Below are 23,882 nucleotides of genomic sequence, written 5' to 3'. Positions count from 1 at the left end.
CTATTTCTGAGTGACAACAAAATTAGACTTGTCCGCCGGCCAGGGACTCTTGTGTACCCATCAACGGCGGCCTCGTAATAGCGGCTTGCTCACTCGCCGCACTCTTGGGACGATCGAGCGTCAACAACATCACGCCCAAAATCACCATCAATGTCAAACTCGACAGCAACAGAGCATACCCGGCGATGAACATCAAGGCGAGGCCATACCCAGCCACACGCCCCATCGAGACCAATCGGATTACCGTATAGGACCAGCACAATAAACCCGCCACATAGAAGGCAAAGGGAAGATAGAAGGTATACCCCATGCCCATCTGAAAGACCCAACTGATTCCTTCGCCAGCTTTCCGGATGGAGTTGGCTAGCGCCGGATTGTAGCGGCCCAGAAAGTAATCCATGAACAGCAGGCCCAAGAACACCACTCCGGCCACGGACCAGAACCACAAGGCGCGCCGTCGCTGTTGCCGATTCCTCGTCCGAAAGGACACTCCCCGTCCATAAGCCCAGAACACCAGGATGCTGGCTAGCACCATGAGCGCTTCACCGACGCGATTCGCCTCATACACCAGCGGCGGCGCCGCCAGCACGCCCATCCACCCATAGGTGGTTGAAAAAATCTGGTAGTAGAGCCACCCGGAGATGCCGAAATAATAGATCGTCGCCATGACCCGCTGTGCCCAATCATGAGGCTGCCGCAGGTATTCGACGATCAGTGCCGTGATAGCCACGAGGGTAATCACGTTGTACGCGATGGAACCCAACATGGCCGGCGGCACGACCAAAAAAGCCAACGTGAGGATCAAGAGCAGCCCGACAGACGGAATGGTCACCCAGTTGAGACCCGTCAATCCCCTGGTCCGCATACGATTCAACAGCAAAACTACCAGAGCGAGGAACACAAAAATGGCGACCACATTCAGGAGTGCAAAGCCGACCGAGGTGAGCAGCTGAAAGGTCGTGCCGATCCATTCATGTTGAGCGGCAACTTTGCTGATGTGCATGCCGAGGCGGGAAACCAGTCGATACAGGATCAATTCAAAGAGGCCGACGAACAGCACCAATTTGATGGTGTATTCGAACAGCAACCCCTGCTCGTCCACCCGTCCGGTGGAACGCTCGACTGTGGCGGCTATTGCGGACATTTCCCTGCCCCTCTGAAGAACGGTGATTATAGCCCTCTCTAGAAAATGGGGTCAACGCCGCAAGCGCCCCTCCCTCGCCTCAGACTTTGGAGCCTAAGACCCGGCCGGCTGCGGAACCTCCAGGGCCTGTGACTTGGCGCGGGCGATATACAACAAACCATCGGCCATCGAGTAATTGAACGGCAATTCACAGACGACCTCGCTGATCTTCTCGTAAACGTGCTGATAGAGCTGCTCAGCCTGAGCCGGGCTCATCCCGCCCTGCACTTCATAGAAAAAGCCGAGGCTCAGATCTTCGGTCGCGGGACGCATGATCCGCCTGATGCCGTAACTGCCCGGATCATTCATAATTGGCGCCTCTTTTTCCAGGTCGAAAAGGCACGGCTGGCAAGAGAAGCCATAGGAATCATGGAGTCGTTTGTTGTCCACGACAAAATTCATTGTTTCCAACGCCTCATCCTGTGTCTCTGTTGGGAACCCCACGATGACGTAACAATGCACGGCGATCCCTAGATCCACACAGTCGTCGACAATGCGCCGGACGGATTCCTGCTTGATGCCCTTCTTCATGAAGTCCATGACCCGCTGATTGAAGGACTCCAAGCCGAACACGATCTTCAAGCAGCCGGCATCACGCATTTGAGTCAGCAGTTCACGACTCAAGTTTTTCTCGAAGCGTAATTCACACGTCCATTTGACGTTGAGCTGACGATCGATCATCTGCTGGCATAACCGTTTGGTCGGGGAGAGGGCAAAACATTCGTCCGTAAAGAAGAAGAATTGCGCCCCATACCGCGACTTGAGCCATTCCAGATCATCAACCGTCTTTCCCGGATCCCGTTGGCGAAAATTCTGGTGATCCAACGTCAAGGCGCAAAATGCGCAGTCCTTGTAGTAGCACCCCCGGGAGAATTGCACCGGAAGCACCGGCTCAGGCGAGAGGTAGAGATCGAGCGGAAATCCGTCGTAGTTAGGCGCGGTAAGTTGATTGATATTCTCGGAGTAAAACGGCTGGTTGACCGTAATTTTTCCATTCTGGCGATAGATGAGATTCGGCACTTTGCTGAAGTCCCGCTTCCCATCCATCTGATTGACCAATTCCAAGAGCGCAGTCTCGCCTTCGAACACCACAAAATCGTCCGTGATGTCGAAGAGCCATGGACAACGTCGGAGATTGTCGACCAGGCGAGTAAAAATGCTTCCCCCAATGGTAATGTGCAGATCGGGCGCGCGCTCCTTGAGCAGCCGACACAGCGTGAGGCCGGGGATAATTTGGGAGGTAGCCGTAATTGAGACGCCGACCAAGTCCGGTTGATCCGTGAGAATCGAGGGGAGGAAGTGTTCCCGAAACAGACTGATGTAGGGATTCTGCGCCTCATCGCGAATGACCTTGATGAGATCCTTCGACGAATAGAGGGAATAGTCGCCGAATTGGTTGTCGACGACGGTAAGCCGGGTTGGAAAATAGAGCGAGGAGATCACCTCCAGCCACTTATCGATCAGAAAGAGACTGTTTCGATAGGCTTCGATATCGTAGAAACCTTCGCCACGGAGTGTTTCTTTCGACAGCTCGATTCGATCGAACAGGTAGGGAAAGCGATCGAGTGATTCAATGACTCGCGCCAATTGCTCGGCACTGCCGGGCCCCGTCTCACCGGTTCGTTCACGCTCCAAACTCCGCTGCTTATTCACCAATTGCTGATAGAGGCCATGCGCAAACTGCTGCGTGAGCACCCTATCTAGCAACTCGATGCCCAGATCGCGTTGCGAGACATTCGTCACGCCGGCTTGAGCAAGAAATCCAGTGAGGGAGGGGAGGCTAAGATAGGGTTGGGAAGGATGCCAGGTCGGGGGGAAAAGCAGTGAAACTTTCATGCAAAAATCCCAGATTTGCCGCGTAAAATCACAGAATTAAGACAAAATATCCCACCAGGCTTTATACACTCCACATCAGCTCAAATGCAACCCTGCCCGGCCTCTGGCACCACCCTTTCCCTCTACAAGCCATATCGCGAGATCACTGGGTGATGAATGCAAGAAGGCCCCGAATCAACATGCCTAGGGCATGGACTCGGGGCCTTCCTGTACTACCTACGAAACGGATTCCACTCAAACCTTCGAGCAGAAGAGGCCTGATCAGGCCACTCGGATCACGGCATCTTCAGCGTGAACCACGTGGAGAGAGCCTTCATACCGTTTCGTTCAATGTTCGAACCATCCCACACCGCGAAAGCGATTGGCACAGACGCACCCGCTTTGAACTGAGTGTCATTCGCATCACCAGTCTCGAGCGTCCGCTTCAACACGATGCGCCAGGTCGGGCCGACACAGCAACCACCCTTGACAGAGCCTGAAGGCTCCCACACACCGTTGCCGATCACGTCCTGATGGGCCTGGGTGGTCAAGGTGCTGAACCCATTGGCGTTCAAGTCCTCAACGGAGCTGACGCGCAGGGTCGGGTCAGACATGATGTTTCCGGACCAAATGCCGGAATTGAATGGCCCAAGGCTGCGACCGATACGATCCGGATAGGTCACCCCACCGGCCGGCTCTTCGAAATAGTAGTCCCAGAAGATGCCGGGATATTGATCGTCCACGTCCCAGATACCGGCGCTGTCCTTCCCGATATCCTTTTGCCACTCAGCATTCCATCGCCAAATGTTGACCGTACCGCCGGACTGTCCCATACACTGGAACGGCGGAGCGCCAGCCGTGTTGACCGGGAACATGACAGCCGCTTGGTCACGGAAATCTTGAGGACCGATCGCGGTGTCGTTCTTGGTCTGATCCGCCCAATCAAGGCGCATCCCCAATTCCTTCCCGTTGGTGACCGCCTTCACAAACACCGACTTCACCGAGATGTTCGGGTGCATCGGAGTCGTGATGGTCTGGCCGCTCAATGGGATGATGACGCCCGGCACTCCTTCCCAAATGGGGTTTGCACCGTCCATCGGGATTGCCCCCTTGATCGCCTTCACGGGAATGGTCACCGGTTGGCTGACCGCGAGGGGCACCTGCCCGATCGTCAACATAATGCCGACGATCAGCGCAGAGAACAGAATGCCAAACACCAAACGCTTGTTGCGTGTCTGCATCAGTCTCATTGCGTATGCCCTCCTCTGAAAGATTAATAAGAAAAAAAGAACTGAGAACTTATGACATCTACCGAAAACCAATCCCCACACGGCCCACAACCCAAGAACCCCTACGCAGTTCCAACGGGACCCTGCCCCCCTTCATCGTCCTTTTCTTTCGTCTTTTGGTCCATGAAGGATTGGGCCCCGACTTCACTCAGCAACATGCTGAGCTCATTACCTTTGTCCTGCGCCCCACACTCGTAGGTTTGACCTTCCGGAGCATTGAAGGTAGCTGGTCGGTAATCCGCCTCGGAGTAGGGCTGCACGGTTACTCCGAGGTAGGCGACCTCAAAATCCATCCACTCCGACATGCAGTCGGCAATCAATTTGAACAGCCCGGTGTCTGACTTTTTGGCCAACATCCGGCAAAACAACGGGACCCAGCGGCCAATATGGTTTTTGACGAACTTTTTTTGCGCATCGACGACGATATCGGTCTTTTCCATACCATCGTGGCAGCGCGAGTACGACTCTTTGTAGGTGAGGAAGTGCATAAATTCCAGCTCAACGCTGAGATGGTCGAGCCGCTCATGCACATCCTTCGACAACTCCACTCCGAATGCCTTATAGAATCCTGCAATGTCCCCCATGACGTGCGACTGGGCAAACACGTGATCGTTTCCAAAGAGGGTTTCGTAGGGCGGACAATCCAGGGTGATGACATTGGTGAAGACACGGCGGTGTTCCGCCTGAAGGTCGCCGATTTGCCAATTGACGCATTCAGCCGCAACCAACTTTTCTATTTGGTCGAACTGCTTTTTCATCAAGGCAATCTTTTGGACTGCACGATCTCCACCGATCCCGTCCAGCGCCACACGTAACCCCTCAAGGGCTGCGCGTCCATCTTCGACGAATTCACCACATTGCAGATAATCCAAAAACTCCTCGTCCTCGGGGTACAGCAAACTCCACGAGAACAAGAGATATATTTTGCTGCGGTTCAAGGCCCGCTCAACGGCAGGCGAATCTTTGATGGGAACCGCTTGGGGGGGAGCAACTGCGGTGGAGGACGGGGAGGTGGGCTGCACGACTTGTTTCGATGTCATACGAATTTTGCTCCTCACCTCAACATGTTGCGCATGGTTTTCACACACCACGCAACACCTGAGTCCTGCGGCACAGGAGGCATATGATAGGTAAAGGAGGAAGGGATGTCAAGCATGAAGTCTTGCCTCACCACCGTCACACCACGTGCCGCCATTCGAATGAATTGATTCGCTCGACTTACAGGATGCACCAGTCTGCCACAGGCCCATGCGGTTCACCACCCCATCGACCCGGCGGCTAGCTGTCGCGCCGGCGTCACCTTGATGGCCAGGCGATCATTAACCGTCTTGCAGACTTGCTCGCACAGGCCGCATCCGACACAACGCTCCGACATCACGACCAACCGCAACGCATCAAAGTCCATTTCCAATGCCTCAAGCGGACATTTGGACACGCACGCGTGGCACCCCTGCCCGGCCGTGCAGGCTCGATGCGAAACCACCGCCACCCCCATTCGCACCTCGCCACGGTCTGCGACGGGCAGCAGGGCATCGGTGGCGCACGCTCCGATGCAGGGGAAATCCTCACACAATTCGCAAGCCACCTGGTTGGAGAAAATCACGGGGGTGCCGCCCTGGACTTCCGCGACGAGAGCTCCCGGCGGACAGGCCTTGATGCAATCGCCGCATCGGGTGCACCGTTCTAAAAACAGGGCCTCCTCCGCCGCGCCGGGCGGGCGCAGCCAATCCGTTCGTACCGGAGCGGCTGGCGCTTCGCGAGGCGCGTCTCTGTGGATAGAGAACTCACGGGCGGCCTTGACGACCGATACTACGGAATCCTTCAAGAAGTCCCGACGTCCGTATTTGGGATCGCCAGCCATGCCTTAATCGCCTGCCGCTACATCACACCATCGGCTCGAAGTTTATACACTTCGACGCAACGGTCACAGGCGCCATATTCGACATCCCAGCCGGGATGGTTTTCGCGGATAAAGTCGAGTACGTAGCCCTCCACCTTGGTGCCCAAATCTTCCACCCAGGAGTAGGTCGGGAATCGGCACAACGGGCAAGGAAACCCCGGCATGAGCATGACCTTGTTGGCCGTCTCCGGAACCTCACCCCCCTCGACATCCACCGCGCGATCCATGATCCGCAGGGTGTCGGTCGCCATCTCGACCAATTCCGAATGGGTGAAATAACTCGTCTGCCAAAGACCCTCGAACACCGACTTCAACTGGGCGGGCGGAATTTTCCGGTACCACGACCGAAACTCCTTGAAGCGATCCTCCTTCGGCAGCATCGGTTCCTTGCCCGCCGCCACCAACCGGCTGTCGACGCTGATGTTCCAGAGAATACGATAGCGATGCAAAATGAGGGTTTCTTCGCCGGGATTTTGTCCGACGCGTGTGTCGGGATCGTAACCGAAGGCGGGATCCAGCATGTCGTGGATATGCATGAGTTCGTGCCGACAATATCGAGTCAGGGCAGGATCATAGAACCGTCGGGGAATCAGCTTGATCCCGACTCCCTTCAGCCCCTTTTCCTCGAATTGCTTGGCCAGATCGTGCTCGACAGATCCCCACTTGCGCAACACGTCGACCCCTTCTTGATCCTCTTTCAGTACCCCCTTGACCAGCACGATGCCGACCCGCTGTTTCAGATCGGGGAATTCGTTGAAGGCATCGCGAATGATGTCCGAAAAGCCCCAGATGCCAAACAGATACTGGTACAGCTTCTTGAACTCCGCCTCACGATCGTCCAGGGTAAACTTTTCATAGATCGGATCCGCCAGTTCATGGAACTCCTTGTAGTACGTCGGATCCCCTTCACGCTCGGTCTTTTCAATGAACGAATCGATGACTTCCTGCAGTAAGGCTGGCTGAAAACGGATTTCCATCGATATCTTGGATGCGTCGACTCCGGTTGCCATAAGACCTCACATATCCCGATGTATGGATAGCTCAAACCCGCGCCACTACTGCGCTTGACTTGCCCCTCGCCGTTCTCTTACGATTCCCCGAAACGACCGCCGATTATACAAACCCCTCGGCGTTTTTTGCAAACAGCCGAGGGTCCGCGGGAGCCTGCAGCTCCAGCGGACCATTTCCACGAGGCACAAACGCTATGAGCAATCACGGCACTATCCCTTCCACACCCCCTGTCGCCCCCGCGGCGCCGACGCAGGGTAATTCGACCTCCACACCGCCGACGGTGGATTATCTGGAATATTGGAGGGCGGGCCTGCGCGAGCTGAAGACCTTCCGCGGCCATTCCCACGGCGTCTGGGCCGTTGCCTACGCGCCGGACGGACAAACCATCGTCAGTGGAGGGGTCGATCGCTACATCCGCGTGTGGGACATCGAAACGGGACGACTCTTGCGATCGCTGCGCGGCCACACCGCCGACATCCGCGCCCTGGTCTTCACACCGGATGGCCGAACGCTTGCCTCCGGAAGCGAAGACCGCACGATTCGACTGTGGAACCCTAAAACCGGCGAACCGACCAAATTGCTCTTTACCCGTTACGATCACAATGTCTGCAGTCTTTCCCTCTCGCCCGATGGCTTAATGCTGGCTCGTGGTAGCCACAATAAAGACATTAAGATCTGGGAGGTGACGACAGGCACCGACCTCATGACGCTTCTCGGCAAGGATCAATACGATCACCATTGGTCGGTCTGCGTCGCGTTTTCTCCCGACGGGATCCATCTGGCCAGCGGCTCCGATATCGGCAAGATCCGGATCTGGGAAGTGCTGCCCAGCGGCGAGGAAAAAATCCTTCACAACGGGCACTGGGAGGAGTCGATGGAGGACTCCACCGAAACCCGAGGTTACTTCATCGAGGATGACGGCGGGTTCCAAAAGCCGATGGAATACTGGATCGGCGCCATGACCTTTACGCCGGACGGGAAAATCCTCATCACCGGTAGCCGAGATACGACCATCCGCTTCTACGAAATGCCGACGATGAACGAGCTGCGCATTTTGCGTGGGCACGGTGGATGGGTTCGAGCCTTGGCCGTGTCTCCGGATGGAAAAGTATTGGTCAGCGCGGGGGACGATAATTCGATCCGCTTCTGGGACATTGCGACCGGAAGGAATTTCCGAACCGACAAGACCCATGGCGGGGCGGTGCGCGGAATCGCCTTTTCGCCGGATGGGCTTCGCCTAGCCAGCGCCTCGTGGGACCGTACCGTCAAGTTGTGGGAAGGCGGTCCCGAGCAAGACGCATGACCTAGTCCTCGGGTTCCTCCGCTTCCCCCTTGGCGGAAGGGATCCCGTAGCGCTTACACTTATCCCATAAGGCCTTCCGAGACAGTCCGAGGACGGCGGCAGCGCTGGTACGGCTGCCGCCCACCTGCTTTAAGACGCCAAGAATATAGTCTCGCTCGAATTCATCGCGGGCCGAGGCGAGCGTCGCGGGCGCCTGAGCGACGGTCTTTCTCATCTCGACCGCCAAGCCCTCCGCGCAAAAACCGCAATCCGCTTGCGGCGCACCGCCAAGGTACGGACAGGATTGAAACCCGCACAGATCCCACGGCTGCAAAGCTTCCTCTTCGCGACTCAGCCCGACCGCGCGTTCAATCATCCGTTGCAATTCTCCGACATTACCGGGAAAGGAATATCGCAGCAGCAGGTCCCGACTGGACGGGGCGATCCCGCCCAAGGCCTTGCCGAGCTTCGCCGACTGCGCCTGCATTACCTGTTCGGCGATGATCAGCACGTCCTCCCGGCGCTCGCGCAAAGGCGGCATGACGAACTGCACCGCTCCCAGGACCGCATGCAAATCCGCACGGAACCGCCCGTCGGCCACGGCCTCGGTCAGCTCCTGCGGCACAGCGCCGAGGATCCGGACATCCACCTCGACGGGCTCTCGTCCGCCGACACGCTCGAAGCGTTTTTCCTGCAGAACCCGCACCAGCTTCGCCTGCAATCGGAGCGGCAAGGCCTCGATATGTTTTAGAAGGAGCGTCCCGCGATGGGCCAATTCCAACCGTCCACGTCGGCGTCTCGGCGTCGAGGGTGATGCGCCCTTTTCATGCCCGAACAGTTCGGCCTCCAGCAACGGCTCCGGCAAATCGCCACAGCTCACCTTGAGCAAGGGTTGATCTCGCCGAGGACTGTGCAAATGAATGGCATGGGCAACCAGTTCTTTTCCCGTGCCCGGCTCCCCGATCAGCAGAACCGGGGATTCGGTCGAGGCGACTACCTTGATCTTTTCGAGCAACGCCCGCATGTGAGGATGAGCCCCCAGGATTCCGCCGAAGCTGAACCGATCCGCCAGTTCCTCCTTCAACTGGAGATTCTCTCGTCTCAAGCCCACGACTTTGCCGACGCGCTCGACGATGACCAGCAATTCGTCCATGTGGAAGGGTTTGGTGATGTAATCGTACGCGCCCAACTTGATGGCGCCCACAGCTGTATCGACCGACGCATGGGCGGTGATCAGAATGACCTCCGTGCCGGGGCTGCGCTCCTTGCAGGTCTTCAAGATCGCCAGACCGTCTGCGCCGGGGAGGCGGAGATCGGTAATCACCACATCGAACTGCCTGGTCCCGAGCAGGGTCATCCCTTCCGTCCCGGTCGCCGCCGCCGTCACCTCACAACCCACCTCTTCCAACGCATCCACCATCGAAAGCCGCATGAGCGGTTCGTCATCGACGATCAGTACACTGAGCCCCTTCACGAGAACCTCCCGATGGCGTACCGTTCGGCCGTCAGCGGGATCGAGACGGTGAACGTCGTGCCTTTTCCCACTTCGCTGTCAACGCTGATTTTTCCACCATGCCGCTCCACGATACCCAGACTGACCGACAACCCAAGCCCGGTCCCCTCCCCCTCGTTCTTGGTCGTAAAGAATGGGTCGAAAATGCGCGGTAAGACCGATGGGGAAATCCCGCAGCCCGAATCACGAATGCGTACCACGCAATCCCCACCCTCGACCGCAGTCTGAATGGATAAGACACCGCCCGTTCGCATGGCTTGGACGGCATTGAGCACGAGGTTCATCAAGACCTGCTCCATCATGTGGCGGTCGATCATAATGTCCGGCAAATCGCCGGCCAACGCCGTCTCTAACCGCACACCTTGAGGAACGAACAGATGATCGGTCAACAGCAAGACCCGGTTGACGACCTGGTTCATATCGGCGAGCGCCAATTCGGGATTGTGCTGCTGGGAAAAATCCAACAACTGCCGCACGATCTTCTGAACCCGCCGCAATCCGTCTTCCATCGAGGCGACATATTCGTCACGCCGCGCCGGCGAAAGCGTCCCCTTACGCAAGTTGTACAGGCAGTTGAGAATGCCGCCCAACGGGTTGTTGATCTCGTGAGCCACGCCGGCGGCAAGTTTCCCGACGGACGCCAGTTTTTCCGAGTTCCTGATTTGTTGTTCGAGCCGCTTCGTCTCCGTCATGTCCCGGGCGATGCCGAGCACGCCGAGAATCTCTCCGCCCACCCCATGCAACGGCGAGACACTGACCATGACGGAGCGCGTCTCGCCCGACTTGGTCAACACCTCGACCTCATACACCTGTTTGACTCCGATATCCAGAGTCGATTTCAGCCGACGGCCCCGATGCCGCTTGGATAACAGGATGAGGTACGGACGCCCCAGGAGATCTTCCTTAGCATATCCCCACGACAGAATCTTGCTGTTGACATAGGTAAAACACTGTTCACTGTCCAGGGTGTAAATCACATCGTTGGCATTCTCCAACAGGTTTTGCAGATACTGTTTCGTCTCCTCGATCTCGCGGGTCCGTTCGGTGACTTGCGCTTCCAATTCCTGCTGATAGGTCTGCATTTGCCGCTCGAGCCGCTTGCGATCGGTAATGTCGCGCAACTGGACCATCACCCACGAGTGATCGCTGCCGCGGACCAGAATCAGGTCCATTTCGACCGGTGTTTCCCTGCCGCCGGCATCGCGCACCATCATCTCCTGGGTCGGCACCTGCCGCTCACCGGCGCGTATCTTGGCCAAGAGCGACTCCATCTCGTCATGGTACTGCGGCTCCACCACGTTCAAGATACTGCTTCCGACCACCTGCCGTTCCGAATAGCCGAGAGCCTGTTCCTCTCGCTTGTTGACCGCCACGATGATCCCGTCCTCCCCCACCATGAAAACGGAGTCCGCCACGAGATCGAACAACGCCTTGTATCGCTCCTGGGACGCGACCAACTGTCTGGTGCGTTCATTCACCGCCTGTTCGAGTTGGGTGGTGTAGCGATGGATCTGCTCTTCGAGCAGCCGCCGTTCCGTGACGTCGCGTACGAAGGCGCGGGAATGCACCAACCCGCCGCCGCTCTCGAACAACGCCGTGGCATGGATCTCGACATCGATAGGATGACCGTCCGCCGCCACGAAGACCGTTTCCATCGTACTGCGCCCCTGCGACACCAGCCGCTCCAAATAGGCCAGCACCTCCGTCTCCCGCCCCTTGGGCACCAGATCCCAGAGACGCATGTGCAACATTTCCTCCAGCGAATACCCAAGTTTTTCCAACCCGGTCTGGTTCACGTGCACGAACTGCCCGGCCTTGTTGAGCTGATAGATCATCTCGGGGGAGTGCTCAATGAGATCGCGGTAGCGCGCCTCCAGCCGACGGACCTCGTCCATTCGTTGTTCGATCTGTTCGAAGGAAACGCGCAAATTGGACGCCATTTTGTTGAAGGCGTCGGCCAATTGCTCGATCTCATCGCCGGTCTTCAGGTCGAGCTGCTGGTCCAGGCGGCCGCTCCCGATCCGCTGCACTCCTTCATGCAGCAGGCTGATCGGCCGGGCGATGCGTCGCGCCACGGCCAGCCCGGTTAACCATAGGACTCCGAAGACGCCGAGCCCATAGACCGTCACCTGGAGCACCAACCGCGAGAGCGGGGCGAACGACTCCTCGGGGTCTTGGCGAACGAAGGTGACCCAGCGCTTGCCGCCAAGGCTATCCGACGTGAGATGCTCGCCGAGGCGGACCGGGGCGAAGCCGACGAGCGAATTCTGCCCGCCGTGCGAATCATTGGTCGCAGTGGTCCAGCCAGCTTGGTTCGCCCCGATGGCGGCTACCAATTCCGGCCTCACCGTATGCTCTTCAGGCGCCAGGATCGGGCAGATCAACGGGGCGCCGTCGGAACTCAACAGCATGGCATGACCAGTCCGCCCGATGGTGACTTCAGACACGGAATGGAACAACGTATCCCGTCGCAACAGGATAGTCACCGCACCGATCGCCATGTGCTGCTCGTCGTCGATGAGGGGGGCGGACACGTTGACGACGTGCGTGCCAAATGCAGGGTCGAAGAAGATATCGCTGACAAACACCTTGCCCGTCCCATGCTTCACGACCGACTGCCACCACGACGTCTTGCCGTAATAGTATTCGACCTGCGGGATCGAACTCACGACTAGCGCCCCGCGATTGTCGGTGACGAAAATGCCGACGTAGTCGGCCTTTCGAATGTCATGCCACCGAATCAGGTAGTTGGTGACGATACGATTGATGAACAGGGGAAATTCGCTCTGCTTGTCCCGCTGCCGCCAGCGTTGTTGCCAGGCTTTGATCATGGACTGGACGGTCTTCTCGTCCTTGTCCACGTAGGTGCGGTTGGATTCGGTGACGGAGGTGCGGAGGAACGGCGTGGCGGCCAGCTGCTGAGCCTCGTTGATGCCGCGGGTGACCTGCATTTCGATCCGCCGCGCGGCTTCCACTGCGGTTTCTTTGAAGTTGGCGCCGATCGTTTCCCGAAGCGCCCGCCGCTCTTCCAGGTAGGTCAACACGAGCGACAGCCCCAGTGGGAGGAGCCCGACCATCACGATTGCCGTGATGATCTTTCGTTGGAGGCTGTGAGACCGACTCCAGAACAGCATGGATGCGGCTTGCCCCGACAAACGGCCCTTGTCCGTCCTCATGCAGGCCCCGGCGCCGGCTCGGAGGAGTCGATGCCTAACGACGCTTCATGAGGTTCCCGGAGCTGCCGGGCCATAGCAGCAACAGGGGACTTGCCACGAAGACCGAGGAGTAGGTGCCGAACATGACGCCCCCCAGCAACGCCAGCGAGAAATCATGCAAGACCTCGGCGCCGGCCAGCACCAATGGGATCAACACGATCACGACCGTCAGACTGGTGACGATGGTCCGGCTCAGCACTTGATTGATCGCCCCATTGATGATGGTTTCCTCATCTTCTCGCCGACGGGAACGCAGATTTTCGCGGATCCGATCGAAGACCACGACGGTATCGGTGAGGGAATACCCCGCCAGCGTCAAGAGGGCGGTCACGACCAACAGGGTAATTTCCTTGTCAAGGATATAGAAGACCCCCAGCACGGCCAGCACGTCATGGAACGTCGCCAGCGCCGCCGCCACGCCGAAACGCAGCTCAAACCGCACGGCGATATAGGCCACAATGCCCACGAAGGAAATCAGCACCGCGATCATGGCGTCTTCTTGAAGTTTTTTTCCGATCGTCGGACCGATTTCCGTGCTGGAATCGACCACGAACTTGTTGCCGGGAAACTCCTTACTGAAGACGGCGACGACCCGTTCCGCGATTTTTTCCTCGATCGTCGTCGAGGCCTTGACGCGCACCAAGAGTTTGTTGTCCTGGGTGAACTCCTGCAACTCGGCCGATTGCAGCCCGTTGGTTTCCAGTGCCCGGCGAGCTTCGTCGATCCGGATCGGCTGGTCGAATTTCAACTGCACGGCCGTACCGCCGGCAAAGTCGATGCCCAAATTCGCAGCTCCGCGCGCAATCTGGAGCACCGCGAGCAGCCCGAGCAGCGCCAACAGGCCGGAGATGGCGAAGCTGATGTAGCGCTTCCCCATGAAATCGATGTTGGTCTTCCCTAAAATTTCGAACATGCCCACTCCTTCCTAAATGCTGAGCTGCTCAACTTTCTTGCGCTGATTCAGCACATCGAACACGACCTTGGTGCCGACTAAGGCTGTAAAGAGATTGATAGCGATGCCGAGACAGAGGGTGACGGCAAAGCCCTTGATCGGTCCGGTGCCGAAGAGGAACAGCGCGAATCCGGTAATCAACGTCGTCACGTGTGAGTCTACGATGGTGAGGAGCGCCTTATCGTAGCCGGCATCGATCGCCAACCGCACCGGCTTGCCCTGGCGCAGTTCCTCGCGAATGCGCTCGAAGATCAGGACGTTCGAGTCTACGCCCATGCCGATGGTGAGGATGATGCCGGCGATACCGGGCAACGTCAGCGTGGCATTCAACGCCGCAAGCGACCCGATGAGACAAATGAGATTGAGCATGAGCGCGAAATTCGCGATCACGCCGGACAGCCGATAGTAGGTCGCCATGAAGATGATGACGAGTAGTCCCGCGAAGAGCGTCGCCTTCACCCCTTTCTCGATCGAGTCACGGCCGAGTGAGGGGCCGACCGTCAGGTCCTGAATGATCTTGAGCGGCGCCGGCAAGGCGCCGGCCCTGAGGACGATCGCCAGATTGTTGGCCTCCTCCATCGAGAACGTACCGGTGATCTGTGCACGGCCGCCGCTGATCCGTTCCTGAATGACCGGAGCGGAATAGATGTTGTTGTCGAGGACGATCGCCATGCGCTTTTTGACGTTCTCCCCTGTGATGCGATCGAATTCCCTCGCACCCTTGGCATCGAAGGTCACCGACACATAGGGCTCGTTGAATTGCCCGATGGACACCCGCGCATCGCTCAGCACGTCGCCCGCCAGCATGACTCGCTTCTTGACCAGATAGGGCGTGAGCCATTCCTGGCCGCTCTCCCGCTCGACGATGCGTTCAAACAGAATCTGGTCGCCGTCCGGCACCTTGCCTTCCACCTGCTTCAGGAAGGCCTCTTCACGTTCCTTGCCCTTCTGCACCCGAGCCGGCAGATCCAGTTTGAGTTGGTTTTCCTCATCCAAAAGCTTGAATTCGAGCAGGGCCGTCTGCTTGATCAAATCTTTGGCCAGCTTGGCATCTTTGATGCCGGGAAGCTGCACCACCACCTGCTTCAAACCTTGCCGCTGGATCAAGGGCTCCGCCACGCCGAACTGGTCGATCCGGTTCCGAATGGTTTCCAACGCCTGGTTGATGGCGGAATCCTTGATGCGTTTGATCTCCGCCTCCCGCAACTCCCACACCACCGAGTGAGCCGAACCCTGGGATTCCACTTCCAGATAGGTGGGAAACTCATCCAGCAACTTCTGCACCTGGGCTTTCAACTCCGCGTTCTGGAACCCAATGGTGATCTGCGTCGGGCCGCTACGCTTGACCGACTCGGCGGGGATTTTCTTCTCGACCAGCAGATCTTGCAGGCTCGTAGCGGTCCGCTCCACCGCAATCTCCACAGCCCGCTCTTCCTCCACTTCCAAAACCAAATGGATGCCGCCTTGCAGGTCCAGCCCCAAGGTAATGCCCTTGTCGGGAAGGACCTCCCTGACCCACCGCGGCAGCTCCTTATAGAGAGGTTGATACGAGGGCAGGAAAAAGATACCCGAGACCACCACCATGGCCACCAACGCCAACAACCGTCCACCGACTTTTTTCATACGTCCGCCAGTCCTTCCCGTCTCCACCGCTCGCGTTAGTCTTCTTCGTCACCGCGCAGTCGCGCGATATGCTCTTTCTGAATTTTGATTTTGGTCGTGTCCGCGATCTGCAGCGTCACTGTGGCCTTCCCGACATTGGTGACCGTGCCCCAGATCCCGGATGCGGTGATCACCTTATCGCCCTTTTTCAGGGCCTCGACCATCGCTTTCAGCTGCTTCTGGCGCTTCTGCTGCGGCAGAATCAACATGAAATAAAAGATGGCGAAGATCAGGACAAACGGCACCAGCGACAAGAGACTGCTGCCCGGCGCTCCGTTCCCCGAGGCTCCCTGAGCCCATGCCACCGACTCCCACATCGTAGCCCCCAATCTCGCTCGTTAGAATAAACGGTCCGCGCCCGACGTCTCTGGCCTGGCATCTTCGCCGGGCCGGTCCACCACATAGGTACGGTGAAACTCCTGCCGAAACGCCTGAAAGGTCCCGTTGCGCAGGGCATTGCGGATGTCCTGCATCAGTTGCGCGAAAAACCATAAATTGTGAATGGTATTGAGTCGGGCTCCCAGCATCTCCTTCACATCGAACAAATGGTGCAGATAGGCCCTTGTGTAGCGCATACACACCGGACAACGGCAGGCTGGATCGATCGGCTGCTCATCGCGGGCATACCGCGCCTGTTTGATGACGACCCGCCCAAAGGACGTAAACAGCCAGCCGGTTCGACCATGCCGGGACGGCACGACGCAATCGAACAGATCAATGCCGCGCGCTACGCCCTCGACGAGGTCCTCCGGCATCCCGACCCCCATCAGATAACGCGGCTTGTTCGAAGGAAGTTCAGGAACCGTTACGTCCAACATGGCGTACATGTCGACCTTGGCCTCACCCACCGACAATCCACCGACGGCATACCCGTCAAATCCGATCGATACGAGATCACGGGCCGACCGTCCTCTCAATCCCGGATCCAGCCCTCCCTGCACGATGCCGAAGAGCGACTGGTCCGTCCGCCGCTTGGCATCCGCACAACGCTTCGCCCACAACGAGGACCGTACCGCCGCATCTCGCACCTGCTCAGGCGAGGAGGGCAAGGCCACGACGTGATCGAAAGCCATGATGATATCGGCCCCCAGGGCCTCTTGGATTTCAATCGCCGTCTCCGGGCTGATAAACCGAGCCGACCCATCGATGTGCGATTGAAACGTTACCCCTTCATCCGTCACCTTGCAAAACTTGGCCAAGCTGAACACCTGGAAGCCGCCACTGTCCGTGAGGATAGCTCCGGGCCAAGCCGTAAATCCGTGGACTCCGCCAAGCTCTTGTACGATCTTATGGCCCGGTCGCAGGTACAGGTGATAGGCGTTGTTCAAGATCAAGCCGTAACCCATCTTGAGGAGCTCGTCGCCATCGACTGTGCGGACATTGCCCAACGAGCCGACCGGCATAAAGGCTGGGGTGGGGATCTCTCCACGTCCTGTGCTCAGCACGCCGACTCGAGCGCAGCCGGTTGATTCTTCATGGGTGACTCGGAAGGACAGCATGGATTCGGGTCCTACATCTGATCCGGAGCTGACACCCCGAGCACGTGCAATCCGTTCCGCACGACTTGTTGAACGCTCCACATCAAGGCCAATCTCGCTCCCGTCAATCCCGGATTCCCGCTTTCCGATCGACGTGCCGTAGACGCCGGATGGTCGGACGACGAAGAGCCGGGTCCCTCGTGGTCGGGCATCGGCGGGAGGATGCGATGTTTGTTGTAGAAGGGATGCAGCATCCCCGCCAACTCTCGGAGATAATAGGCAACCCGATGGGGTTCAAGCTCGGCGGCACTCGCCTGGATTATCACCGGAAATAGGGACAATTTCCGGATCAGCGCAAACTCATCCGGATCCTCAAGCAGCGTGAGGTCGGCTTGATTCGGGAGCGGACACTCGATCCCGCGTGCCGCCGCAACGCGTCGCAAACTGGCGATGCGAGCGTGGGCGTACTGGACATAATACACCGGGTTCTCTTGCGATTGCTGTTTGGCCAGCTCCAAATCGAAATCCAGATGCGTGCCGGAATCACGCATGAGAAAGAAAAACTTTGCGGCATCCGCCCCCACCTCGTCCATAACCTCTCGCAGAGTAATGAATTCTCCCGCCCGCTTGGACATCTCCACTTTCTTTCCACCGCGCAACAGATTCACCATCTGCACCAGTACGACCTTCAGCCGTTCCTTGGGATAGCCGTATGCCTGCACCACGCCTTGCATGCGGGGAATATACCCATGGTGATCGGCCCCCCACACGTCCACCAGCAGATCGTACCCCCGGCGCAACTTATCGCGGTGATAGGCAATGTCCGATGCGAGATACGTGTAGTCGCCCTCGCGTTTTCTGACGACCCGATCCTTTTCATCCCCGAAGGCGGAGGACCGAAACCACTCCGCTCCCTCTTGCTCAAACAGCAAGTCTTTCGCACGCAGTTCCGCTAGCACCTGTTCCACGGTGCCGGCTGACAACAGCGAGGCTTCGCTGAACCATGACTCGAAGGAAACACCGAATGTATCCAGGTCTTGGCGAATGCGGTCGAGCAGTTCGCGATAAGCAAATTCTCGACTCTGCTGCTCGGCCTCTTCGGTCGGCAGCGACAACAAGGCATCGCCCTGAGCCGCCTTGATCCGGGTAGCCACGGCGCGAACGTATTCGCCTTGGTACCCATCCTCCGGAAAAGTCACGACTCGCCCAAAGGACTCGAGATAACGGGCGAGGACGGATACACCCAGCAACTTCATTTGCCGACCGGCATCGTTGATATAGTACTCGCTGACCGCTTCGTGACCGGTGGCGCGAAGCAGGCGCACCAACGCCTGCCCGACCGCCGCACCACGCCCATGCCCAACATGCAATGGACCGGTGGGATTTGCGCTCACATACTCGACGAGGACACGACGCCCACGCCCGAGTTGACTATGACCGAACTTTTCACCTGCCGATTCGATCTCCCTAAGCACCTCCAACCACTGTGTCCGTTTGACCGTGAAGTTGAGAAACCCAGGGCGCACAATCTCGATGCGCTCGAACAGTTCCTCGCGCTGCTCCAGATGATCGAGAATGATCTGGGCGATTTCAAACGGTGGGCGCCGCTCGGATGAAGACAGAGACATGGCAAGGTTGGACGACACATCGCCCCATTCCGGCCGCTTCGGCGCTTCAAGGGTCACGGTCGGGGGCTGCTCAAGCTTGAGCAGCCCCCGCTGTCGCGCGAGCTGCAGCGCACCGATCAATGCCGCACCGACTTTGTCTTGCACGACCCCTTGCGTCACCAGGAACTCCTAAGTCTGCGTGGAAAAAGAGAAAAACAAACCGGCAATCTAACATACCAAGCGATGAGAGACAAGATCGTGGTCACAGAATTGGCGCGCTCGATCGAGTCGCCAGAGCCATACGGCAGCCGTCGATCATTCGATCGGGTGCGATGTGAAGGCACTTCCGTTCACGACAGCATTGAACGGCATCCCAAGTCGGACAAGTGCACGGCTCTCCGGTCAGAGTGGTCACGTTGGGACCGAGCGGTGCCCATCGCCGAGAATCAGTCGGACCGAAACAGGCAAGGGTGGGAACAGAAAGGGCGGCAGCGAGATGCGTGATCCCAGAATCATGCCCAACGAACAACGTGGCATGCGACAACACCGCAGCGACGGTACACAGATCCAGATTCCGCATGACTGCCACCGGCCTTTGCAACAGCGATCGAAGTTGCGTCACAGAGCCTAGGTCTGACGGACCTTCTAATAGCATGGGCAACAAGCCCTGGCCGCGCATCCATTCGACAAGCTTTGCCAACCGCCATGGTTCCATACATTTGTGTGCGCTGCCGCTCCCGGGATGAATGATCGCGAGTGGTCTCGAATCATTTCGAGCAACGTGCTCAAGGTAGCGAGGTCCTTCCGCACTCAGTCTCTGAGGAAGCATGAGCGGCTGAAAGGAGGACGCAGCGCAGCCCAAACCGTCAATGGTCTCTAAATAACGCTCCGCCTGGTGGCGCGCTCGAAGGCCCGGCGAGAACGGCGACATGACCATCACGTTATGGATGCCGAGACTTTGAACCGTTGCAGCCACAGCGCCGTCGGGATCGCGCAGCCACCCAACCACGTATTCACAACGACTCAACCAAGACCGGAATAGAGGATGGATGTGCTCCTCTCCTGCACACAGCTCCGTGAGGCACGATGAATCAATGGGAACGAATCGGTTGATTTCTCCGCACTCCAACAGGAGCGACCCGACCGACCTGTCGGCCAAGAAAATAAGTTCATGTTGCGGAAACTTGAGGTGGATCGTTCGAATGGCGGAACGGCTCAAAAGTACATCGCCCAGAGCGCCTGGGTGAATGATCAATACAGCCTTGGCGCAAGAAACTGCATCGTTCTCATCCACCATGATGCAGACGGGATACCCTCGTAATCCGCGCCAAATCTTCTGGTGTATTGATGTTTTGGAAAGAAGCGACGCCACTTCCTACTCCCTCCAGATCTTCGGAGCGGACCACAGACACCCGTAGGCTTGGGTCACGAAACAGATGCTGAATCTTGAGATCTTGTTGGTCGGCCATACCACGAAGAAACGGGGTGCACCGGCGTGAGTACATTGCGTGCAGGGGTTGTAGTTGTCCCTTCACTTCTGCCACCACGACATCAGCCGATGGGTCAAACGAGGCCATAAACCGGATAACCTCTGGGTCGAGAAAAGGCATATCACAGGCAACTGCAAAACTCCGTTCATGTGTTGCAGTCAGCAAGCCGGTATACAGGCCGCCTAAGCTACCGGCATTCGGCACACGGTCGTAGACAATTCTCGCGGTCCCACACTGTAAACCAGGAACTGGCTCCGCCAGGACAATGAAGTTTTCGCTAAAGAGAACCTCCAAGAGAGCTAGTGTGCGGTCAAACACTCTCTTGCCTGCCAGCTCAAGGAAGCGTTTGTCGCTCCCCATCCGACGACTTTTCCCGCCGGCAACCAGAACGCCCGATACATTCTCGATGACTTCCTTCTTGGTCACGCCCAACCCGCCCCCGCGAATTTTCACCGGAACACGATCAAAATTTGATCGAGATCATTGAGCTTATTCCTGAGCAAAAAACACGAGGGGGTGAGTTTCCTCACCCCCTCGTCAGACCACTGAGTCTGTGGGCTAGCAATTACAGAGTCTTACCCTTCTTCTTGTTTGCACGCCGAGTGAGCATCCAACCTTCAAGAATCACTACACCCACAGCGATAATTGCCGGGTAGATGTAGACTTCCTGCGGGATCGGTGGCTCAAGAATCGTATAATAGAACGCAGATACCGCCATCTTCCGTCCGGCGTCTCCGTTATGGCCATCCCACGCGAAGAAGACCATCGGAATGTACTTGCCGACGTCGAAGCGAGTGTATTCATCATAATCATCCTTATCACCCTTCAGCGGGCGGGAGATCATTACGCTCCAACGGCCATTCTTCCACTCTGCTTTCATCAACTTGACTTTTTCTTCGAAGTCATCACGCTCTTCAAAGTCCTGATCCCACCCAGTCCCCTTAAAGGAACGCAGCGAGCCATCCGCTTCCCACTTCAAGATATCGGCATTAAACTTTGCATCGCCGAACAAGTAGCGAGGCTTGAATGGTGCTGGAATCTCCTGCCATTTGATCGGGAATTGAAATGCGAGAGCGTCATTGTAGACGGTGTAGTTGTTCTGTGCCGCGGCGATCGAACCTTCCTCACCCGTCTTCGGAGCTTGCTCCTTTACTCCAAAGTTTTCAACATTGACCTGGGTGGGAGCCCATGGAAGCTTCCCTTCCGCCACGCTCTTCGTACGATCGTCCCACTGAATCAGGTACACGACGTTTTTGTCGTTGTACAGAGACTTCACCCAAAGATCGTCAATGCGGTTGACGAAGTTACGAGGCTTATGGGTGATTTGACCACCCATTGCCACATAACGGCGCCCCTGCTTCTTCCACATCTCATTCTCAGGATCGTCCGAAATTTCCCCTTCAACCGGGGAAGAAGGAATCACAAAGTTGATTTTGGGCTTATCTGTCAGAGGATCGATGCCCAATGGCTTCCCTTCGTCATCACGTTCACACAATGAATTCACGAAGTTAGCAATGTTCCACCGCTCTTCAATGGAAGTGCTATCCGCAAAAGACGGCATGGGAGTTCCGTTCACTCCTGTTGAGAACGTGCGGAAAATATTACGCACATTGTAAGGATCCTGACGGCTCCCCCGGAAGTTCCAACATTTGTGCCAGTCGGCCGGTTGGATGGAAAAACCCCAGTCATCCTTGAGGTTAAACGCGTTACCGTCTCCTCGCCCTTCGACACCATGACACTCGATACACTTCTTTTCAACAATTAGCTCAGCACCCTTCTTGAGACTTTCCTCAGTCGGCTCCGCAGGCTTGAGAGTAGCCATTTGAAGAATCGTTTGGGTTTCCGAAGCCTTGTCGGTAAATTTTCGATCCTTGACAAGCTGAGTGGTCACGAAAGCGAGAACCTGGATACGCTGCTCCTCCGTCAGGATGCCTTCCCACGGTGGCATTGCTGAGCCAGGCAAACCGTGAGTGACTGTGTCCAACAAGTCGTTCTTATTCGAATCCGGCATTTTTTCGTTGTAATTGAAAAGCGGAAGTTCTCCGCTCGCCGTATGCCGAATTTTAAACGTACCTTGGTTGAAATTCCGAGGGCGTGGCCATAGACGATCGGCACCTGGGCCATCGCCTGCACCATCGACCCCATGACACCACACGCACTTGGTGAAATAGACCCGCTTACCAGCTTCAATCATGTCGGCTGGAGGTGCTGGGGCCAACTCACCCTTCTGGAAGCCTTCCGGCATATCTCCGGCATGCCCAACCGACACAAAACCGCCCATAAAGAGAATGGCACTTAGCGAGGCCCCAGCCATCAACTTGGGCTTTGCTTTCGAACGCAGTTTGCTCATTATTAACCTCACCACCTGTTCTCCCAGGTTGTTTGAAATATATGCATTAATCCCAGGTTCGCGGATAATAACCTGTGTGCCAGTACTCAAACAGAATCACCTTCCAGATTTCATCCGTAGTCAGATGTTGTTCCCACGGCGGCATGACCGATGCCCAAGGGAAGCCTTCATTTGGAAGACCGATACCACCCTTAGCCACGCGCCAGAAGATGAACGTCTCCTGTAACTGGGCAATGGTGCCTGGGTCTGTGAAATTGGCAGGAATGGGATTAAAGGCAAAAGCATGGAGGCCACGACCGTTTAAATTATCCCCGTGGCAGAAGTGACAATTCTGGAAGAAAATTTCTCCGCCCTCGCGCACATACTTTAGATAGCCTTCAGCCTTTTCATCCCAGGGATTCGCGTTGGGAGCCATTAGGCGGCCCATACCCTGTTCAACAATTAATTTGTTGCTGTACTCCTGGTCGTACTTACCTTCGAGATTAACCCGGAACGGGTTCTGCGACGTCTGAAGCGTGTAGGTCTTTCCGTGCACCTTAGTACTGGCTGGAGGCGCTGGGTGAACGGTCCGAAGCTCAATGGGCTCGTCCACACTCGGCTTCATACTGAGGAAGGAAAATCCGCCGATCAAGAGGGGCAGCAGAATCAGATACATAGTCCGCAGGGCCTTGTGAAAGCCCGTATTGGCATCGAGCACGTTGATGATCGGCTGCCGAAACTTTTTCCAGTCTTCTTCGTTGGCAGAAACCCACATGAAGACCGCCACCATCGAAACCGTACCGTACATGGCCCGAACACTGAAAGGAATCGGCGGATATACACGGAACTTCAAATAGCTCTGAATGAATACCCAAAAGAGCACTCCCTGCCAAAACCGTGGAATTGCAAACCCCATCGAATTCAGCAAGTAACTCAGTCCGGCGAAACCAGCCACAAAAACCGCCAGCTCACTCAGGATCTGCATGGGCATATAGCCCTCAACTAACCTGACAGTATTCGAGGGAACCACCCCGAAGATCATTCCGATCAACATGAGCAGTCCGACGACACCAATCAGTGCTCCGACTGACATTAGTGCTTTCATTACATCATCTCCCTTTGTTCCTTAGTAGAATAGAGCCGGACTGCACCGCTA

At 57.0% G+C, this 23,882-nt stretch carries 18 protein-coding genes; 1 reads left to right on the top strand and 17 read right to left on the bottom strand.

What is annotated here, in order from left to right:
• Positions 1-22: 22 nt before the first annotated feature.
• From HRU82_16325 to HRU82_16300, 6 genes are all read right to left on the bottom strand, one after another.
• Positions 23-1,144: a hypothetical protein gene (locus tag HRU82_16325; protein QOJ36412.1), complete on the bottom strand. Its 1,122-nt coding sequence runs from the start codon at positions 1,142-1,144 to the stop codon at positions 23-25.
• A gap of 93 nt (positions 1,145-1,237) precedes the next feature.
• Positions 1,238-3,019, bottom strand: coding sequence for a radical SAM protein (locus HRU82_16320; protein ID QOJ36411.1), 1,782 nt, complete (start codon positions 3,017-3,019; stop codon positions 1,238-1,240).
• Positions 3,020-3,294: 275 nt separating this feature from the next.
• Positions 3,295-4,239: a nitrite oxidoreductase, gamma subunit gene (locus HRU82_16315; protein ID QOJ36410.1), complete on the bottom strand. Its 945-nt coding sequence runs from the start codon at positions 4,237-4,239 to the stop codon at positions 3,295-3,297.
• A gap of 110 nt (positions 4,240-4,349) precedes the next feature.
• Positions 4,350-5,159: a molecular chaperone TorD family protein gene (locus tag HRU82_16310; protein QOJ36409.1), complete on the bottom strand. Its 810-nt coding sequence runs from the start codon at positions 5,157-5,159 to the stop codon at positions 4,350-4,352.
• Positions 5,160-5,542: 383 nt separating this feature from the next.
• Positions 5,543-6,148 (bottom strand): 4Fe-4S dicluster domain-containing protein, encoded by a 606-nt coding sequence (locus HRU82_16305; protein ID QOJ36408.1) that lies wholly within the window; start codon positions 6,146-6,148, stop codon positions 5,543-5,545.
• Between the two features lie 17 nt (positions 6,149-6,165).
• Positions 6,166-7,197 carry a hypothetical protein gene (locus HRU82_16300; GenBank protein ID QOJ36407.1) on the bottom strand — a complete coding sequence of 344 codons (1,032 nt, stop codon included), beginning with the start codon at positions 7,195-7,197 and terminating at the stop codon, positions 6,166-6,168.
• A gap of 194 nt (positions 7,198-7,391) precedes the next feature.
• On the opposite strand from HRU82_16300, the gene HRU82_16295 reads away from it, so the two are divergent.
• Complete coding sequence (locus tag HRU82_16295) at positions 7,392-8,501, top strand: WD40 repeat domain-containing protein (GenBank protein ID QOJ36406.1); 1,110 nt, start codon at positions 7,392-7,394, stop codon at positions 8,499-8,501.
• A 1-nt stretch (position 8,502) separates the two neighbouring features.
• Here the strand turns inward: HRU82_16295 and HRU82_16290 are convergent, their stop codons facing one another.
• The 11 genes from HRU82_16290 to HRU82_16240 all read right to left on the bottom strand — a co-directional run bounded on the left by HRU82_16290 (position 8,503) and on the right by HRU82_16240 (position 23,831).
• Positions 8,503-9,954 (bottom strand): sigma-54-dependent Fis family transcriptional regulator, encoded by a 1,452-nt coding sequence (locus tag HRU82_16290; GenBank protein QOJ36405.1) that lies wholly within the window; start codon positions 9,952-9,954, stop codon positions 8,503-8,505.
• A complete protein-coding gene (locus HRU82_16285) occupies positions 9,951-13,127 on the bottom strand; it encodes a PAS domain S-box protein (protein QOJ37244.1) in 3,177 nt (1,058 codons plus the stop codon). The genes HRU82_16290 and HRU82_16285 overlap by 4 nt, the downstream gene beginning before the upstream one ends.
• Positions 13,128-13,203: 76 nt before the next feature.
• Positions 13,204-14,121 (bottom strand): protein translocase subunit SecF, encoded by a 918-nt coding sequence (gene secF, locus HRU82_16280; GenBank protein ID QOJ36404.1) that lies wholly within the window; start codon positions 14,119-14,121, stop codon positions 13,204-13,206.
• 12 nt (positions 14,122-14,133) lie between these two features.
• Entirely contained in the window at positions 14,134-15,783 is a 1,650-nt protein-coding gene (secD, locus tag HRU82_16275; GenBank protein ID QOJ36403.1) for a protein translocase subunit SecD, read from the bottom strand.
• 35 nt (positions 15,784-15,818) lie between these two features.
• On the bottom strand, positions 15,819-16,139 hold the full coding sequence (gene yajC, locus HRU82_16270; GenBank protein QOJ36402.1) for a preprotein translocase subunit YajC: 321 nt from the start codon (positions 16,137-16,139) through the stop codon (positions 15,819-15,821).
• Between the two features lie 21 nt (positions 16,140-16,160).
• Positions 16,161-17,321 (bottom strand): tRNA guanosine(34) transglycosylase Tgt, encoded by a 1,161-nt coding sequence (tgt, locus tag HRU82_16265; GenBank protein ID QOJ36401.1) that lies wholly within the window; start codon positions 17,319-17,321, stop codon positions 16,161-16,163.
• 11 nt (positions 17,322-17,332) lie between these two features.
• Positions 17,333-19,087 carry an arginine--tRNA ligase gene (locus HRU82_16260; GenBank protein ID QOJ36400.1) on the bottom strand — a complete coding sequence of 585 codons (1,755 nt, stop codon included), beginning with the start codon at positions 19,085-19,087 and terminating at the stop codon, positions 17,333-17,335.
• 82 nt (positions 19,088-19,169) lie between these two features.
• Entirely contained in the window at positions 19,170-19,916 is a 747-nt protein-coding gene (locus HRU82_16255; protein ID QOJ36399.1) for a glycosyltransferase family 9 protein, read from the bottom strand.
• Positions 19,917-20,193: 277 nt separating this feature from the next.
• Positions 20,194-20,850, bottom strand: coding sequence for a molybdenum cofactor guanylyltransferase (locus HRU82_16250; GenBank protein QOJ36398.1), 657 nt, complete (start codon positions 20,848-20,850; stop codon positions 20,194-20,196).
• A gap of 112 nt (positions 20,851-20,962) precedes the next feature.
• Entirely contained in the window at positions 20,963-22,747 is a 1,785-nt protein-coding gene (locus HRU82_16245; GenBank protein ID QOJ36397.1) for a c-type cytochrome, read from the bottom strand.
• A gap of 46 nt (positions 22,748-22,793) precedes the next feature.
• A complete protein-coding gene (locus tag HRU82_16240) occupies positions 22,794-23,831 on the bottom strand; it encodes a cytochrome c (GenBank protein ID QOJ36396.1) in 1,038 nt (345 codons plus the stop codon).
• Positions 23,832-23,882: the final 51 nt, after the last annotated feature.

This window comes from Nitrospira sp. (genome assembly GCA_015709715.1).
Lineage (GTDB): Bacteria > Nitrospirota > Nitrospiria > Nitrospirales > Nitrospiraceae > Nitrospira_A.
The sequence above is the reverse complement of the archived record's forward strand: the minus strand, read 5'-3'. Positions and strand labels throughout refer to the sequence as shown.

Bases quoted from the DNA above. Each gene is read 5' to 3' on its own strand.
- HRU82_16325 (QOJ36412.1), bottom strand. From the start codon at position 1,144: ATGTCCGCAATAGCCGCCACAGTCGAGCGTTCCACCGGACGGGTGGAC.
- HRU82_16295 (QOJ36406.1), top strand. From the start codon at position 7,392: ATGAGCAATCACGGCACTATCCCTTCCACACCCCCTGTCGCCCCCGCG.
- secD (QOJ36403.1), bottom strand. From the start codon at position 15,783: ATGAAAAAAGTCGGTGGACGGTTGTTGGCGTTGGTGGCCATGGTGGTG.
- HRU82_16285 (QOJ37244.1), bottom strand. From the start codon at position 13,127: ATGCTGTTCTGGAGTCGGTCTCACAGCCTCCAACGAAAGATCATCACG.
- HRU82_16320 (QOJ36411.1), bottom strand. From the start codon at position 3,019: ATGAAAGTTTCACTGCTTTTCCCCCCGACCTGGCATCCTTCCCAACCC.
- HRU82_16315 (QOJ36410.1), bottom strand. From the start codon at position 4,239: ATGCAGACACGCAACAAGCGTTTGGTGTTTGGCATTCTGTTCTCTGCG.
- yajC (QOJ36402.1), bottom strand. From the start codon at position 16,139: ATGTGGGAGTCGGTGGCATGGGCTCAGGGAGCCTCGGGGAACGGAGCG.
- secF (QOJ36404.1), bottom strand. From the start codon at position 14,121: ATGTTCGAAATTTTAGGGAAGACCAACATCGATTTCATGGGGAAGCGC.
- HRU82_16240 (QOJ36396.1), bottom strand. From the start codon at position 23,831: ATGAAAGCACTAATGTCAGTCGGAGCACTGATTGGTGTCGTCGGACTG.
- tgt (QOJ36401.1), bottom strand. From the start codon at position 17,321: ATGCTGTCCTTCCGAGTCACCCATGAAGAATCAACCGGCTGCGCTCGA.
- HRU82_16245 (QOJ36397.1), bottom strand. From the start codon at position 22,747: ATGAGCAAACTGCGTTCGAAAGCAAAGCCCAAGTTGATGGCTGGGGCC.
- HRU82_16300 (QOJ36407.1), bottom strand. From the start codon at position 7,197: ATGGCAACCGGAGTCGACGCATCCAAGATATCGATGGAAATCCGTTTT.
- HRU82_16305 (QOJ36408.1), bottom strand. From the start codon at position 6,148: ATGGCTGGCGATCCCAAATACGGACGTCGGGACTTCTTGAAGGATTCC.